At 52.1% G+C, this 16,703-nt stretch carries 15 protein-coding genes and 2 tRNA genes (1 of these 17 cut by a window edge); all 17 read left to right on the plus strand.

Annotated elements, in window-relative coordinates:
* The first annotated feature begins 23 nt into the window (after window positions 1-23).
* Entirely contained in the window at window positions 24-2,426 is a 2,403-nt protein-coding gene (locus NMQ00_RS00390) for a YhgE/Pip family protein (protein ID WP_255177485.1), read from the plus strand.
* Window positions 2,427-2,568: 142 nt separating this feature from the next.
* A tRNA-Met gene (locus NMQ00_RS00395) sits at window positions 2,569-2,645 on the plus strand.
* A 9-nt stretch (window positions 2,646-2,654) separates the two neighbouring features.
* A tRNA-Glu gene (locus tag NMQ00_RS00400) sits at window positions 2,655-2,726 on the plus strand.
* A gap of 68 nt (window positions 2,727-2,794) precedes the next feature.
* A complete protein-coding gene (gene tilS / locus NMQ00_RS00405) occupies window positions 2,795-4,024 on the plus strand; it encodes a tRNA lysidine(34) synthetase TilS (RefSeq protein ID WP_255177486.1) in 1,230 nt (409 codons plus the stop codon).
* A 35-nt stretch (window positions 4,025-4,059) separates the two neighbouring features.
* On the plus strand, window positions 4,060-4,605 hold the full coding sequence (gene hpt / locus NMQ00_RS00410) for a hypoxanthine phosphoribosyltransferase (protein ID WP_021068188.1): 546 nt from the start codon (window positions 4,060-4,062) through the stop codon (window positions 4,603-4,605).
* Between the two features lie 105 nt (window positions 4,606-4,710).
* Window positions 4,711-6,738: an ATP-dependent zinc metalloprotease FtsH gene (gene ftsH / locus NMQ00_RS00415; RefSeq protein ID WP_255177487.1), complete on the plus strand. Its 2,028-nt coding sequence runs from the start codon at window positions 4,711-4,713 to the stop codon at window positions 6,736-6,738.
* A 94-nt stretch (window positions 6,739-6,832) separates the two neighbouring features.
* Complete coding sequence (locus tag NMQ00_RS00420; RefSeq protein ID WP_255177488.1) at window positions 6,833-7,597, plus strand: type III pantothenate kinase; 765 nt, start codon at window positions 6,833-6,835, stop codon at window positions 7,595-7,597.
* 20 nt (window positions 7,598-7,617) lie between these two features.
* Window positions 7,618-8,544, plus strand: a complete 927-nt coding sequence (gene hslO / locus NMQ00_RS00425; RefSeq protein ID WP_303826237.1) for an Hsp33 family molecular chaperone HslO — start codon at window positions 7,618-7,620, stop codon at window positions 8,542-8,544.
* 86 nt (window positions 8,545-8,630) lie between these two features.
* A complete protein-coding gene (gene cysK, locus NMQ00_RS00430) occupies window positions 8,631-9,584 on the plus strand; it encodes a cysteine synthase A (protein ID WP_021068192.1) in 954 nt (317 codons plus the stop codon).
* A gap of 94 nt (window positions 9,585-9,678) precedes the next feature.
* A complete protein-coding gene (locus NMQ00_RS00435; RefSeq protein ID WP_255177489.1) occupies window positions 9,679-11,058 on the plus strand; it encodes an anthranilate synthase component I family protein in 1,380 nt (459 codons plus the stop codon).
* Window positions 11,055-11,639 (plus strand): aminodeoxychorismate/anthranilate synthase component II, encoded by a 585-nt coding sequence (pabA, locus tag NMQ00_RS00440; RefSeq protein WP_255177490.1) that lies wholly within the window; start codon window positions 11,055-11,057, stop codon window positions 11,637-11,639. Before NMQ00_RS00435 ends, pabA begins: the two co-directional genes overlap by 4 nt.
* A complete protein-coding gene (locus NMQ00_RS00445) occupies window positions 11,623-12,453 on the plus strand; it encodes an aminotransferase class IV (RefSeq protein ID WP_255177491.1) in 831 nt (276 codons plus the stop codon). The genes pabA and NMQ00_RS00445 overlap by 17 nt, the downstream gene beginning before the upstream one ends.
* Window positions 12,450-13,235 carry a dihydropteroate synthase gene (folP, locus tag NMQ00_RS00450; protein WP_255177492.1) on the plus strand — a complete coding sequence of 262 codons (786 nt, stop codon included), beginning with the start codon at window positions 12,450-12,452 and terminating at the stop codon, window positions 13,233-13,235. Before NMQ00_RS00445 ends, folP begins: the two co-directional genes overlap by 4 nt.
* Window positions 13,228-13,593: a dihydroneopterin aldolase gene (gene folB / locus NMQ00_RS00455; RefSeq protein ID WP_255177493.1), complete on the plus strand. Its 366-nt coding sequence runs from the start codon at window positions 13,228-13,230 to the stop codon at window positions 13,591-13,593. The genes folP and folB overlap by 8 nt, the downstream gene beginning before the upstream one ends.
* The gene (folK, locus tag NMQ00_RS00460) at window positions 13,590-14,093 is read left to right on the plus strand and encodes a 2-amino-4-hydroxy-6-hydroxymethyldihydropteridine diphosphokinase (RefSeq protein ID WP_255177494.1); all 504 of its coding nucleotides are present in this window, start codon (window positions 13,590-13,592) and stop codon (window positions 14,091-14,093) included. The genes folB and folK overlap by 4 nt, the downstream gene beginning before the upstream one ends.
* 79 nt (window positions 14,094-14,172) lie before the next feature.
* The gene (gene dusB, locus NMQ00_RS00465; protein ID WP_441294615.1) at window positions 14,173-15,111 is read left to right on the plus strand and encodes a tRNA dihydrouridine synthase DusB; all 939 of its coding nucleotides are present in this window, start codon (window positions 14,173-14,175) and stop codon (window positions 15,109-15,111) included.
* Window positions 15,112-15,259: 148 nt separating this feature from the next.
* Window positions 15,260-16,703, plus strand: partial view of a lysine--tRNA ligase gene (gene lysS / locus NMQ00_RS00470; RefSeq protein ID WP_255177496.1) — the 5' portion only. Its footprint extends 47 nt past the window's final position; 1,444 of the gene's 1,491 nt are visible here — the first part of the coding sequence; the start codon lies at window positions 15,260-15,262; its stop codon lies off the right edge, out of view.

Consider the following 16,703-nt stretch of genomic DNA (forward strand, 5'->3'; position numbering starts at 1 on the left):
ATAAGTGAAAGGTGAGAAGGAAGATGAATGGATGGAAACTGTGGTTGGCGGAATGGAGAAGCATCGGGAAGAATCCTCGGGTCTGGGTCCCGATTCTCGCGGTCGCACTCGTACCGCTCATGTATGCCGGGATGTTCTTATGGGCGTTTTGGGATCCGTATGGACAGATGAAAGACTTGCCGGTGGCGATCGTGAACGAAGACCAGGGAGCGACGTTCGACGGGGAGCAACTTGCCGTCGGGGACGAACTTGTTGAGAAGTTAAAGACGTCTGAGGCGTTCGAATTTATCGAGACGACGAAACAAGAAGCCGAGTCAGGGTTGAACGATCATGACTATTACATGGCGATTGAGATCCCGGCAAACTTCTCAGAAAAAGCGACGACGGCGCTCAGTGAAGAACCTGAGAAGCTCGAACTCAAATATATCGCCAATGAATCGTATAACTTTTTAGCGGCTCAAATCGGCGGTTCCGCGATGGAGCAAGTGAAAGGTGAACTGTCGACCGAAGTCGCGAAACAGTATGTCAGTGCGATGCGTGATGGGATTCAAGATGCCGCTTCGGGTCTTGATGACGCGGCAACCGGGGCCGCGAAACTAGCGGACGGATCGCAGACGGCCGAGAACGGCGCGACCGAGTTGGCCGATGGGACTGCGCTACTCGCTTCGAAACAACGTGAATTGGCCGATGGGGCCAGTGAGTTAAACGAAGGGATCGCGCAACTCGAGGCAGGGACGACCGAGTTGGCGAACGGAAGCCAGCAAGTCTATGCAGGTAGCGCCGCCTTATCAGACGGTGCACGTCAAGTGAATGACGGGGCGTCTGCCCTTCAAGACGGAACGAGCCAACTTGTCGAAGGGACAGGCACGTTCGCCTCGAAGTTGGAGGAATTGCACAGCGGGACGGCTTCTCTCAATCAAGGCGTTCAACAACTCGCGGCCGGGATTCAGCGCTCGGAGGACGGCAGTGAGCAATTGAGTGCCGGTTCAAATGAATTGGCGGCCGCGATGACGGCGGCGAAAGAAGGAAATGCCGCCTTGATGGCAGGAGAGACGGAACTTGTGGCCGGAATCGGTCAGATGAAGACGGAAATGTTGGCCAGTCAAGATCAGTTGATGGCCCAGCTGTCAGCACTCGCTGAGGCAGGGCAACCTGCTTCACCAGAGATGCTACAGGCGATTGTGGCCCAATTGGCGGAAGGTCAAACAGCGACGGCCGCTGGATTCGATGCACTGTCCACGGGAGCGATGCGTGTGAAAGAAGGACAGGCCGCGCTCGGTGACGGATTGACGCAAGCAGAGGCTGGTGCCAATGAACTCGCTTCGGGACTGGTGACGTTACGTGACGGACAAGCCGAGCTCGCAAGCGGGGCACAGGCGTTGGCGGATGGGTCGACAAAAGTGGAACAAGGGGCGCAAACGGCAGCCGTGAGTTCGAAAGAGTTGGCTTCGGCAAGCAATCGCTTAAACGCCGGCGTCGGAGCGTTGAAAAACGGGACCGCCGAACTCGCGTCCGGCAGTACGCAGTTGACCGAGGCGACGGGCGCCTTGTCAGAGGGTAGTTCGAAACTCGCGGACGGAGCGAAGAGCGCCGGCGCGGGCACGAATACACTCGCGAACGGGGCTTTACGTTTGGCAGAGGGTGGTAAAGACCTTCAGTCAGGTAGCGACCAGCTCGCAGACGGAGTGTCCGAACTTGCGGCTGGTAACATCAAGTTACGGGACGCGCTCGCCGATGGGGCCGAAGCGGCCGCAATCGACATCCGAGACGATAACGTCGACATGATGGCCGGACCGGTCACGGTCGTCAACGACTCGATTCACAAGGTCCCGAACTACGGAACAGGTTTTGCACCGTACTTCATGTCACTCGGACTATTCGTCGGGGCTCTCTTACTCTCGATCGTCTATCCGCTGTACGATCCAGCTGGAAAGCCGAAACGCAGTCTGTCATGGCTCGTCTCAAAATCGGGTGTGTTGCTCGTCGTCGGATTTATTCAAGCGCTCGTCTTGGATGTGGCGATGGTCATGTTGCTCGGACTTGAAGTCGATGCACCGCTCCAGTTCTTCGGATTCAGTTGGCTCGTCAGCATCACGTTCCTTTTAATCGTGCAGCTGCTCGTCACGACGCTCGGAAATCCGGGCCGTTTCGTCGCCATAGTCTTATTGATTCTTCAATTGACGACGTCGGCTGGAACGTTCCCGCTCGAACTGATTCCTAGCGCCCTCCAACCGTTCAACGCCTGGTTGCCGATGACGTACACCGTCTCGGGCTATAAAGAAATCTTGTCAGCGGACGGCTGGAGCTACTTGCAACAAGCGATCATCTATTTGGTGTTCGTCTCAACCGCTTGCTTCTTCCTGCTATGGGGATATTTCCGAATTGCTTGGAAGAAAAAATATCGGCTGACGACGTCAGAAGCGTGATGCACAACGAACTGAAAATCGTGTATAGTGGATAAGACGACACTATACACGATTTTTTTGTGAAAAAACTTTTAAAAAAGAATTGACACTGACGTGGGTACTGGTTATTATAGAAAATGTGCTTAGGACACAACAATAACATGGCGGTGTAGCTCAGCTGGCTAGAGCGTACGGTTCATACCCGTGAGGTCGTGGGTTCGACTCCCTCCGCCGCTACCATTTTATTTAGGCCCGTTGGTCAAGCGGTTAAGACACCGCCCTTTCACGGCGGTAACACGGGTTCGAATCCCGTACGGGTCACTTACCTAAGCGAAAAGAAGCCATCTCACTCGAGATGGCTTCTTTTGTTATATCAAGGAGGCGGACGGATGACGAAAGTATTGGTTGCCGTGTCCGGTGGAGTCGATTCGGTCGTCTTATTGGATCGAGTCATTCGGACCGGTATGGAAGTGGGCGTGGCCCATGTCCATCATGGGTTACGTCCCGAATCAGACGAGGAATATCGGTTCGTGCAGCGTCTCGCCGCATCCTATGGGGTTCCATTTCACGGAAAGCGACTCACTTTTCCGGATGGCGGTTCGCAGGCGAGTTATCGGACGGCACGATATGCGTTCTTTGAACAGGTTATGCAGAAGTTCGGCTATACACAACTGATGACGGCCCATCACGCGGACGACCAACTCGAGACCGTCCTCATCCAACTGCAGCGTAACGTCATCGAAGTGACGGGAATTCCCGAGCGTCGTCCGTTCGCAGGAGGAGAACTCGTTCGTCCGCTCTTATCGGAACCGAAGCGGGAACTTATTGCCTATGCTAAACGATACGGACTTGAATGGCGAGAAGATGCGAGCAACGCTACGACTGAATATTTGCGCAATCAAGTGCGGCATCAGATCGTGCCCCAGCTCCTCGCGTCGCAACCGGATCTTGTTCAAGTTGTGAGCGAAACAGCTCTGCATCAACGCGAACTGTGGCGGACCCGCTACCGACAGATGGAGAATTGGATCCAGGACAACGTACGGCTCGAGATGAAAGCGTTTCACGTGAAATCGGATAACTTGATGTGTCTAAATCCTGTCGAACGATACACCGTCGGGCGCCTGCTATCAATGCGCTACGGGGTAGAGATGGGAACCGCGATCGACCGTCTGTTAACGAGTGCCCAAGGTTCTGGCCACTTCGACTTAGAGGGGCCATGGGGCCTGAGGAAACAAGACGGGCTCTTATCGTTACAGGCAACTGGTCAATCGCTCCTAGCCCCACACAAACAAGTGGTAACGACCTTCCCAGCGCATGTAGTGTTCGGGACGACGTTATTCTCACTAGACGTTGAGGATGATACGGACGGCATCCCGCTCGAGGAGATCGAGTTGCCGTTGATCATCCGCTCTGTCGAGGCTGGGGACGCGATGAAACTGTCCATCGGGACGAAAAAAGTCGCCCGCATCTTCATTGATGCAAAGATTCCGCGAGAAAAACGGCCTTTTGTCCCATTGGTAGTTGACGCAACGGGAAGGATTATCGCTATAGTAGGGGTAAGAGTTTCCGATTTTCCGGATAAGTCGGGTGCGATGTGCCCACGATTAATGGTAAAATGATGATTGTGTCGGATAAGAAAGAGGAGGATTTTAAGATGTCATTAATGAACGATATGGAGAAAGTACTGATTTCAAGTGAAGAGATTCAAGGTAAAGTGAAAGAACTCGCTACAACACTTAGCGAAGAATATAAAGAAGAGTTCCCACTCCTCGTCTGCGTGTTAAAAGGTGCGATGCCATTCATGTCAGACCTCGTCAAAGAAATGGATATCCATTTAGAAATGGATTTCATGGATGTATCGACGTATCATGGTGGAACGTCATCGACAGGTGAAGTCAAAATTGAGAAAGATTTAAATACATCTGTAGAAGGACGCGACATCTTGATTGTAGAAGATATCATTGATAGTGGACTAACGCTCGGCTATCTCGTCGACTTGCTCAAGTACCGCAAAGCCAAATCGGTCAAAATCGTGACACTTCTCGATAAACCGACGGGCCGCAAGAACGGATTGTCGGCAGATTATAGCGGATTCGTGATTCCGCACGAGTTTGTCGTCGGCTATGGTCTCGATTATGAAGAGAAATATCGTAACCTTCCGTACGTCGGTGTGCTCAAGCCGAGCATTTACGGGGGCTAACGTTTTTCTTTTGAAAATGCGTCGTGTTAAGATAAAAGAAATACCCAAAGTATACACATATACTGAATGGGCGAGAACATCGTTTCTCGGAATAGGAGGCAGAGAATGAATCGTGCAGTGAAAAACACCTTAGTTTTCGGTGTGATTTTCCTAGCCTTGATCTTGTTCCTTCAATATTTACAAAACCCGAATAGCCAGAGCGAGACGCTTACGTATTCGAAGTTCTTGGAATATGTGGAAGAAGGTCGGATTGAAACGGCAACCGTACAGGAAATTCCGGGAGCCATCTCAATCACAGGAGATCTATCAGGAGACGAAGATCAGCGTTTTGAAACGAATATCCCGGCCAACGAGGCCGAATACGCCGAAGTGCTCTCGTCACTTCGCGCGGATACCGACATCCAAATTGAAGAAGCAGAGTCGAGTGGTAGCTGGTTCAGCATCGTATTCGCGATCTTACCGTTTATCATCATCTTCATCTTATTCTTCTTCTTGCTCAACCAAGCCCAAGGTGGTGGCGGTGGTGGTCGTGTGATGAACTTCGGGAAATCGAAGGCAAAACTATACGACCAAGAGAAGCGCCGTGTGACGTTTGAAGACGTGGCCGGAGCAGACGAAGAGAAACAAGAGCTCATCGAAGTCGTTGAATTCTTGAAAGATCCTCGCAAGTTCTCGAAACTCGGGGCACGGATTCCGAAAGGTGTCTTGCTCGTCGGTCCTCCGGGAACAGGTAAGACATTGCTCGCTCGTGCAGCTGCAGGCGAAGCCGGTGTTCCATTCTTCTCAATCTCAGGTTCTGACTTCGTCGAAATGTTCGTCGGTGTCGGGGCGTCGCGTGTCCGCGACTTGTTCGAGAATGCGAAAAAGAACGCACCGTGTATCATCTTCATCGATGAAATCGATGCGGTCGGACGCCAGCGTGGTGCCGGTCTTGGTGGTGGCCATGACGAGCGTGAGCAAACGCTCAACCAATTGCTTGTCGAGATGGATGGATTCAGTGACAACGAAGGAATCATCATGATTGCCGCGACGAACCGTCCGGACATTCTTGACCCGGCCCTTCTTCGTCCAGGTCGATTTGACCGTCAAATCACGGTCGACCGTCCGGATGTGAAAGGCCGTGAAGCAGTCCTCAAAGTTCACGCCCGCAACAAACCGCTCGATTCGACAGTCGACTTGAAGTCAATCGCACAGCGGACGCCTGGATTCTCAGGGGCAGACCTTGAAAACTTATTAAACGAAGCAGCGCTCGTTGCAGCCCGGTCTGACCGTTCAGCGGTCTCGGTCGTGGATGTCGAGGAAGCGATTGACCGTGTCATCGCTGGTCCTTCTAAGAAGAGCCGCGTCATCTCGGAGAAAGAACGCCAAATCGTCGCCTATCATGAGGCGGGTCATACGATTATCGGGATTGAACTCGAGAACGCAGACGAAGTTCACAAAGTAACAATCGTTCCACGTGGGAATGCCGGTGGGTACGTCGTCATGCTTCCGAAAGAAGATCGTTACTTCATGACGAAACCTGAACTCGAAGATAAAATCGTTGGTCTCCTTGGAGGCCGCGTGGCAGAAGATGTCATCTTTGGTGAGGTATCGACAGGGGCAAGCAATGACTTCCAACGTGCGACTGGCATCGCTCGGAAGATGGTTATGGATTACGGGATGAGCGACAAGCTCGGACCGCTCCAACTTGGATCGAACCATGGAGGACAAGTCTTCCTAGGTCGCGATTTCCAAACGGAACAAAACTACTCGGATGCAATTGCACAAGATATCGATCTTGAGATCCGTGACATTATCAACCGTTGTTACGCGAAAGCGAAACAGATTTTGACGGAGCGTAAAGACGATCTCGAGCTCGTTGCGAAAACGTTGCTCGAAGTCGAGACGCTCGATTCGAAACAGATTCGTCACTTGATTAAGACGCGCGAATATCTTCCGCACGAACCGGAAGAGCCGTCTGAACCATCGAAAGATGATTCAAGCGATGAGGCGAAGAGAGATGAGGCGGCCGTCAAGCACGGACAAGTTATCGACCAGCCTGGAGTCGTTCAAGAAGCGAAGCCGGACGTTGTCCCTGAAGGCGATAAGCCGGAAGCGACACCGACGGAGCGCCCGAACAACGAATCACGGTAAGTGTAAGAGACGAATGCCCTAAATAAGGCATTCGTCTTTTTTCGTGTTATAATTCGAGCGAACTGTAATTGACAACAAAGTGAGGAACTATATCATGATTTTAGTGATCGATGTTGGGAATACAAATATTGTCCTTGGGATGTACGCTGGTGAGACACTCGTCCATCATTGGCGCATTTCGACGGACCGCACGAAAACGACCGACGAATACGGTATGCTCGTCAAGTCGCTGTTTGACCACTCGAACGTCTCGTTCGATCAGGTTGACGGCGTGATTTTGTCTTCGGTCGTTCCACCAGTCATCTTTCCGCTCGAACAGATGTCGCAACGTTATTTCAATGTCCGACCGATTGTCGTCGGTCCCGGCGTGAAAACCGGTCTCGATATTCATGTCGACAATCCGCGTGAAGTCGGTGCGGATCGCATCGTCAACGCGGTCGCTGGAATCGCCAAATATGATGGACCGCTCATCATCGTCGATTTCGGAACGGCGACGACATACTGCTATATTGATGAAAACCGCCGTTATCACGGAGGCATCATTTCGCCGGGCATCATGATCTCGGTCGAGGCACTCTATCAACGGGCGGCCAAGTTGCCGCGCATCGAGCTCGCGACACCGCCTACGGTCGTTGGGAAAAATACAATTCAAGCGATGCAGTCCGGGACGTATTACGGCTATGTCGCACAAGTCGATGGCATTGTCGGCCGCATGAAACGTGAAGTCGGAGAAGCGACCGTGATTGCCACGGGTGGTCTCGCGCGTTTGATTAGCGAGCATGCCGAGACGATTGATACCGTCGATTCATTTTTAACGCTCGATGGGCTTCGTCTCATTTATGAAAGAAACCAGAAATAAACTTAAAGGAGTTACTCGATATGATTCAACCAGAACAACAAGCATTACTTGACCAAATGAAAGGTGATTATCTCGTCCGGGCCCTTGGGTTTAACGGAGAAGTCCGAGCGTTTGCCGTCCGGACAACGAAAACGATCTTTGAAACGCAACTCCGTCACCAGACGACACCGGTCGCTTCAGCAGCGCTCGGACGCACGATGACGATCGGGACGATGATCGGTGCGATGCAAAAAGGCGCCGCTCGCGTGACGCTCAAAGTCGAAGGCGATGGACCAATCGGGAAAATCATCGTCGATGCTGATACGGCGGGAGACGTGCGCGGTTACGTGTCACATCCTCGTGTCGAAGGCGGCACGTTCGTGAATGATCACGGTTTGACGAAGCTAAAAGTTGGCGAAGTCGTCGGACGCGGTACGATTTCGGTGATTAAAGACCTCGGTTTAAAAGACTTTGTCGGCGGCTCGTCTGAGATTCAAACGGGTGAGATTAGCGAAGACTTCACGTACTACTTCGCGACGTCAGAACAAGTGCCGTCAGTCGTCGGTGCCGGTGTCCTCGTCCTCCCGGAAGATGAATCGATTCTTGCGGCAGGCGGCATCATCGTTCAATTGATGCCGGATGCGTCAGAAGAGACGATTCAAGCGCTTGAACAGGCACTCAAAACGTTCCCGCCAGTGTCGGTCCTCATCGGAGAAGAGAAGACACCGGAAGAGATGCTCCATATGCTCCTTGGCGACAGCCTCGAAGTGTTGGATCAAAAGCCGGTTCAATTCAATTGCACATGCGGTCGCGACCGTATGGAAAGCGCGATTATCGGGCTCGGTGCCGAAGAGATTCGTCACATGATTGAAGAGGATGGCGGCGCTGAAGCGGTTTGTCACTTCTGTGGCGAGAAATACCACTTCTCGGCGGAACAGTTAGAAACGATGAAACAACAAGCACGCTGACCGCTTGGCTCCAAATTGCATATTTTGAATCTGATAGGGTATGATTACAATATCGGAATAGTCGGAATTATGGAGGAGGAAATGAAATGCGTATCGTAGATTCAGTAACAGACTTGATTGGAAAGACACCGATTGTGAAGTTGAATGGATTGACTGGCGCTGAAGATGCCACGGTTTACTTGAAATTGGAGTATATGAACCCGGGCTCTAGCGTAAAAGACCGAATTGCGCTCGCTATGATTGAAGCGGCGGAACGAGAAGGGGTCTTGAAACCAGGAGATACGATTATCGAACCGACCAGTGGGAACACGGGAATCGGTCTCGCCATGGTCAGTGCGGCCAAAGGCTATAAAGCGATTTTGGTCATGCCGGAAACGATGAGCATGGAACGTCGCAATTTGCTTCGTGGCTACGGCGCCGAACTTATTTTGACGCCGGGTCCTGAAGGAATGGGCGGAGCGATTCGCCGTGCGACGGAAGAGGCTGAACAAAACGGTTATTTCCTCCCGCAGCAGTTTAACAATGAAGCCAACCCGAACGTGCACGAGATGACGACGGGACCTGAGATCGTCGACGCATTCGATGCGTCAGGTCTTCAAGTCGATGCGTTCATCGCCGGCGTCGGGACAGGTGGAACGATTACGGGAGCGGGTAAAGTGTTGAAAGCCCACTATCCGAACGTTCAAATCCTAGCGGTCGAACCGGTCGATTCACCGGTCTTGTCGGGCGGTAAACCAGGCCCGCATAAAATCCAAGGCATCGGCGCCGGGTTCATCCCGTCGATTCTCGATACGGAGATTTATGAAGGTGTCCTTCAAATCACGACCGATCAGGCGTTCGAATACGCACGTCTTGCGGCTAAGACGAACGGCGTGCTCGGAGGCATCTCGTCAGGTGCAGCCATCGCTGCCGCTGTCGATACGGCCAAACGTCTCGGCAAAGGGAAAAACGTGCTGGCGATCATCCCGTCAAACGGAGAACGCTACCTCAGCACACCACTCTATCAATTCGATGAAGAATCAGATAGCGTTCGCTCATAAGCAAAAGGCAGTTACCGGGAGACAACTTCTTTCGGTAACTGCCTTTTCTTGTGTACAATTAAAGGCATGAATCAGTGGAACGGGGGAATGTGGCATGAGACAAACGGCGTTCAAAACCATGCGCATGACAAAAGAGAAGATGTATGACACGTATATGACATTGACTGAAGGGAAGAAGCATTATGCGTGGTTAGAGAGCGGACGCGTCGGACGCTATACGATGGCCGGCATCGAGCCGTTCGCTACGCTTCACGTGAAAGATGGGGTCGGAACGTTCGTCACAGCAGAGGCGACCGAAACACTGTACGGTGAGCCGCTCGACATCGTCGAAACGGTACGAGCCCGTTACGCTACCGATCGACCAGTAGGAGCACCCCCGTTTTTCGGCGGGATGATCGGTTATGTGAGCTATGATGTGGCCCGTACGCTCGAACGTTTACCGAGGCAAGCGGCAGACGACTTGGCGACACCGGATGTCTCATTTTTATTGTTCGATGAAGTGGCGGTCTTCGATGAAGAGGAATCGCTCTTATATATGCTCGTCACGGCGGAAGACCAGGTAGAGGTGAAGCTCAATCGCTTTGCCGCCCTCTGGCGGACGGAAACGCACTATGCGTTCCCACAGGTCGCGAGTGGACCAATCGAACGCTCGCGTTCGCTGTCACAGAAAGAATTCGTCACGGCCGTGCAAAAGATTCAAGACTATATCGTCGAGGGCGATGTATTCCAGGTGAACTTGAGTGTCCGACAATCGGAACCGCTGCTCGCACACCCGCGTCACGTCTATGACACGCTCCGGAACGTGAACCCGTCTCCATATATGGGTTATTTCGCTGACGACTTTTTGACGATGGTATCGGCTTCGCCGGAACTGTTGATTGAAAAACATGGTGCCGCCATCTCGACCCGTCCGATCGCCGGAACGAGGCCAAGAGGACGGGACGAGGCCGAAGATCTGGAGCTAGCGCGTACACTGCTCGACAACGAGAAAGAGAGGGCCGAACACGTTATGCTCGTCGACCTTGAACGAAACGACTTGGGCAAAGTCGCGGCTTACGGGACGGTGCATGTCGATGAGTTGATGGTCATCGAGAAATACTCGCACGTCCAACATATCGTCTCGAACGTGCGCGGTTTGATGCGGGACGGCGTATCGGGAGCCGAAGCACTCGGTGCGATGTTCCCGGGCGGCACGATCACCGGAGCACCGAAAATCCGGACGATGGAAATCATCGAGGAACTCGAACCGGTTCGGCGCGGGATTTACACGGGTTCATACGGCTGGCTCAGTTGGGATGACGACCTCGTATTCAACATCACGATTCGGACGATGGTCGTCAAGGATGGGATTGCCCATGTCCAGGCCGGAGCCGGGATCGTGATCGATTCTGATCCGGAAGCGGAGTATGCCGAATCACTATCGAAGGCGAAGGCGCTATGGACGGCGAAAGAAATGACGGAGGCGACGGTATGATCTTACTCATCGATAACTATGACTCGTTCACATACAACTTGGTCCAATATTTTGGTGAGCTCGGTGAACAGCTCGTCGTTCGTCGTAACGATGACATCACGCTCGAGGAAATTGAAGCGCTCGCCCCGAGTTATCTCGTCATTTCACCTGGTCCGTGCACACCGAACGAGGCCGGAATCAGTATTGACGCGATTCAGGCGTTTGCCGGCCGCATCCCGATTCTCGGGGTCTGTCTCGGTCATCAAGCGATTGCTCAAGCGTTTGGCGGGAAGGTCGTTCATGCCGATCGGCTCATGCATGGGAAGACGTCAGCGATTCAGCATGACGGAAACACCCTGTTTGCCAGGATTCCGCAACAGACGATCGTGACACGCTACCATTCGCTCGCGGTCGAACGCGATTCACTGCCGTCGTGCTTGCAAGTCACGGCCGAGACGAGCCTCGGAGAAATCATGGCACTCCGGCATGAAGAGTTGCCGATTGAAGGGGTGCAGTTTCATCCAGAAGCGATTTTGACCGAACACGGAAAAGACATGATTCGAAATTTTATCGAGGTGTATCGTCATGTGGCTTTGGCATAACGGCGAACTGCGAGGTAGCTCTGAAGTAATGATTCCGGTGGAAGATCACGGATTTTTATATGGAATGGGTCTATTCGAGACGTTTCGAACGTTCGATGGCATCCCATTCTTGTTCGATCTTCACTGGGAACGCCTCGAGAAGAGCTTAGCGGAACTATGGATCGATTTACCGTATACGAAACAAGAAATCGAACAAGCGATTCAAGACGTCGTTCGTCAAAACGGGACCCCGAACCTGTATGTGCGTTTGAACGTGTCCGCGGGGGTGGCGCCACTCGGACTGTACGACGGACGCTACACTCGTCCGAACGTGACACTACTCGTCAAGCCGTTACCGGAATCGTTACAGCCCACGGAAAAACGGCTGGAAGCCATCCCGTTCCCGAGAAGTCGGCCCGAAGCGGCGTTTCGCTTAAAGTCCCATCATTATATGAACAACATATTAGGGAAGCGTTTGCTCGTCGATCGGGAGGCGGAAGGACTGTTCGCCGATGACTCAGGCCATGTCGTGGAAGGACTTGTCTCGAACGTCTTTTGGGTCGAAGCTGACCAGCTTTGGACGACGCCGCTGACGACGGGACCTCTGGCTGGGGTCACGCGACGTTGGGTGATGGATACATTTGATGTGAAGGAACGTGATGTAACGTTTGCCGGACTTGCTCGGGCAGACGAGATTTGGTTGACCAATTCGGTTCAACAGATTGCTCCGGTCACAGACTATGCCGGGAACAGCTATCCAGGCAAAGACGGGGCAAAATTTAAAGCATGTTGGTCTGTCTTGTTGCATGCGATTGAGAGGGAAGAAACGCGATGACAAAAATCATGGGAATTTTAAATGTGACGCCGGATTCATTTTCGGACGGCGGACGATATACGGCGCTCGAACAGGCGGTCGCTCACGCCAAGCAACTCGTTCAAGACGGAGCGGACGCGATTGATATCGGCGGGGAATCGACACGGCCGGGAGCCCGGTTCGTCTCGGCGGAAGAAGAAATCGAGCGGGTCGTTCCTGTCATTCGTCAACTGAAGCGAGAGCTCGACGTGCTCATCTCCATCGATACGTACAAACCGGTCGTGGCAAAGGCGGCGTTAGAAGCCGGGGCCGACATCATCAATGACGTCTGGGGCTCGAAGTGGGGCGATCAGTCGATGGCACAAGTGGCACGAGCGTTTAACGTCCCCATCATCTTGATGCACAATCGTGACAATCGAAACTATGGCCATTTCATCGAGGAGGTCGTCGGTGACTTGTATGAGTCGATTGAAATCGCTCAAGCGGCAGGTGTCCCAGATGAGATGATTTGGCTAGACCCGGGAATCGGCTTTGCGAAAGACTATGCACAAAACATGGAGTTGATGAATCGACTCGATGTGATCACGAACCTCGGTTATCCGGTGTTACTCGGGACGTCGCGAAAATCATTTATCGGCCGAGCGCTCGATTTGCCGACCGAAGAACGGTTGGAAGGGACATTGGCGACGACGTGTCTAGGCATCGTGAAAGGCTGTGCGTGGATCCGGGTCCATGACGTACGAGAGAATAAACGAGCGTCACTCATGATGGACGCGATGTTAGGAGGCGGACAAGTTGGATAAGATGTTTGTGAATGGGATGCGATTTTATGGGTATCACGGTGTGTTTGAGGAAGAGAATCGACTCGGTCAACGGTTCAATATCGATTTGATGTGTGAATTGGATTTGGCACCGGCTGGACAATCGGATGATTTATCAGACGGGGTCAGCTATGCCGGTCTCTATCAATTGACGGAAGACATCGTCACCGGGGAACCGGTCAATCTGCTCGAGACGCTAGGTGAGCGCATCACGACGGCTGTCTTGGCCCATGATGAGAAAATTCAAAGTGTCACGGTCAAAGTAATCAAGCCGGATCCGCCCATCCCGGGGCACTATGACTCGGTAGCAATCGAGATGACGCGGAGGCGAAACGTATGATATACGTGGCACTCGGGTCAAATATCGGGGATCGTGCGCGTTACCTCGCGGAAGCAATTCAAGCGATGACAGAAACGGGTCTTCGCGTGACCAAGGAATCGTCCGTCTATGAGACGGCACCAGTCGGATATACGGATCAGCCGTCCTTCTATAATATGGTTGTCGAACTTGAGTCGATTGCACCAGCAGAAGCCGTCTTACTCCAGCTCCAACAGATTGAGCGGACTTTAGGGAGAGAGCGGTTATTCAAAAACGGGCCACGCACAATCGACCTTGACATCTTGGTCTATAAAAGCGAAGATATACAATCGAAGCAGTTAACTGTTCCGCATCCGCGGATGCATGAACGTGCTTTTGTCCTTGCCCCGTTCGCGGAGATTGCTCCGTCGATCGAGGTGAAGGGGATGACGGTGCGGGCGTTGCTCGAAGCCCTCCCAGAGTCGGAACGGCAAGATGTCGTCCCGCTCGGACCGTTACAATCATTGGTCAACTCGGTTTAACGTTAGCGAAGGAAGTGGATAAGTGTCAGGGTTTACAATTGGAAACATTGATATAAAGAACCGCGCCGTCCTTGCCCCGATGGCCGGGGTGACGAACCCTGCGTTTCGTTTGATTGCTAAAGAATTCGGTGCGGGACTCGTCTGTGCCGAAATGGTCAGCGATAAAGGGATTTTATTGGAGAATGCGAGAACGCTCAGGATGCTGTACGTCGATGAGCGAGAAAAGCCGCTCAGTCTTCAGATTTTTGGTGGCTCGAAAGACACACTCGTCAGAGCGGCCCAGTATGTGGACCAAAATACGAATGCGGACATCATCGATATCAATATGGGGTGCCCGGTCCCGAAAGTCACGAAGTGTGAAGCGGGCGCCAAATGGCTGCTTGACCCGGATAAAGTTTATGAGATGGTGAACGCCGTGTCGCAAGCGGTCGACAAACCAGTCACCGTCAAAATGCGCCTCGGTTGGGATGATGATCACATTTATATTCTTGATAACGTTCGTGCCGCCCAATCGGGTGGTGCCGCAGCGATTGCCATTCACGGACGCACGCGGTCTCAACAATATGAAGGAACCGCAAACTGGGAATGGATTGGCGAAGCAAAGAAAATCGCCACGGTTCCGATTATCGGTAACGGTGATATCTCGACGCCGCAAGAAGCGAAGCATGCGATTGATCATTACGGTGTCGATGCTGTCATGATTGGACGGGCGGCGTTAGGCAACCCATGGATGTTGTATCAAACGGTTCAGTACTTAGAGACCGGTGAACTGCCGCCAGAACCGGCGGCGCGTGAGAAAATCGACATTTGTATGTTGCATCTCGATCGCTTGATTGCCATCAAAGGAGAAGTGACAGCCGTTCGTGAGATGCGTCAACATGCGGCATGGTACTTGAAAGGGTTGAAAGGTAGCGGCCCGGTTCGTAAGCAAATTAACGAAACAGAATCGCGAGATGCTTTTGGCATCGTGTTGTATCATTTTGTGGAGCAGCTCGAGCGACAAATGCAAGAAGTGTGAACTAGTGTAACAAAGTGATTTGTGGTAAGCTTGTTTGGCGAAAAAGTGAACCACAAAGAGCGAGCGGCTTAGGCTGTGCTGTTGGCCGTGAGGCTGACAGTTTTTTGTTAGGAACAACCCCAAAACGTATAGAGGAGTGAATGGAGTAGTGAGTCACGAGTTGGAAATGAATGACCAAATGCAGGTTCGATTTGAAAAAATGACCGAGATGCGTGAACAAGGGCTCGACCCGTTCGGACGTCGCTTCGAACGTTCGGCCCACGCTGGTGAATTACATGAGCAATATGAGGCGATTGAAAAAGAAGCCTTGGCCGAACAAGACGTCGAAGTGACGCTTGCCGGACGAATCATGACGAAACGTGGAAAAGGGAAAGTTTTCTTTGCCCACATTCAAGACGTCACAGGACAGATTCAAATCTATGTTCGTAAAAACGACGTAGGTGACGAACCGTTTGACTTGTTCAAATCATCTGACCTTGGAGATATCGTCGGTGTGAAAGGGAAGCTGTTCAAGACGAACGTCGGCGAATTATCGATCCACGTCGAAGAGTTTGAATTGTTGACGAAAGCACTTCGTCCGCTACCTGATAAATATCATGGTTTAAAAGATGTCGAACAACGCTACCGCCAACGTTACTTGGATTTGATTACGAATAACGATTCACGCCAAACGTTTATTTTGCGTAGCCGTATCATCTCGGAAATCCGTAACTTCTTGAACCATCGTGGTTACTTAGAGGTGGAAACACCGATGTTACACACAATCGCAGGTGGCGCCGCGGCCCGTCCGTTTTTGACGCATCATAATGCGCTCGATATGGAACTTTACATGCGTATCGCCATCGAGCTTCACTTGAAACGGTTGATTGTCGGTGGACTTGAGCGTGTTTATGAGATTGGCCGCGTCTTCCGAAACGAAGGAATCTCGACACGTCACAACCCAGAGTTCACGATGATTGAATTATATGAAGCGTACGCGGATTACAACGACATCATGGATTTGACGGAAGAGCTTGTGGCGCATGTAGCTCAAGAAGTACTTGGCACGACAGACGTTCAGTATGGAGAAGATACGATTCATTTGGCCGTCGGTTGGAAACGTGCCCACATGGTCGACTTGGTGAAAGAAGAGACTGGTGTCGACTTCTGGCAACAGATGTCTGATGAAGAGGCACGTGCGCTTGCGAAAGAGCACGGAGTCGAAATTCAAGATCATATGACGTTCGGTCATATCGTCAATGAGTTCTTCGAACAGAAAATCGAAGAAACATTATTGCAACCGACGTTTGTAACGGGTCACCCTGTCGAAGTCTCGCCATTAGCGAAAAAGAACGATACGGATCCACGCTTCACGGATCGCTTTGAATTGTTCATCGTTCGCCGTGAACACGCAAACGCCTTCACCGAATTGAACGACCCGATTGATCAACGTGAGCGCTTTGAAGCTCAGCTCCTTGAAAAAGAAGCAGGGAATGATGAAGCTCATGAATTGGACAACGACTTCCTTGAGGCACTCGAATATGGAATGCCACCAACAGGCGGTCTTGGAATCGGGATCGATCGCCTTGTCATGTTATTGACAAACGCCCCAT

Source organism: Exiguobacterium aurantiacum (genome assembly GCF_024362205.1).
Lineage (GTDB): Bacteria > Bacillota > Bacilli > Exiguobacteriales > Exiguobacteriaceae > Exiguobacterium > Exiguobacterium aurantiacum_B.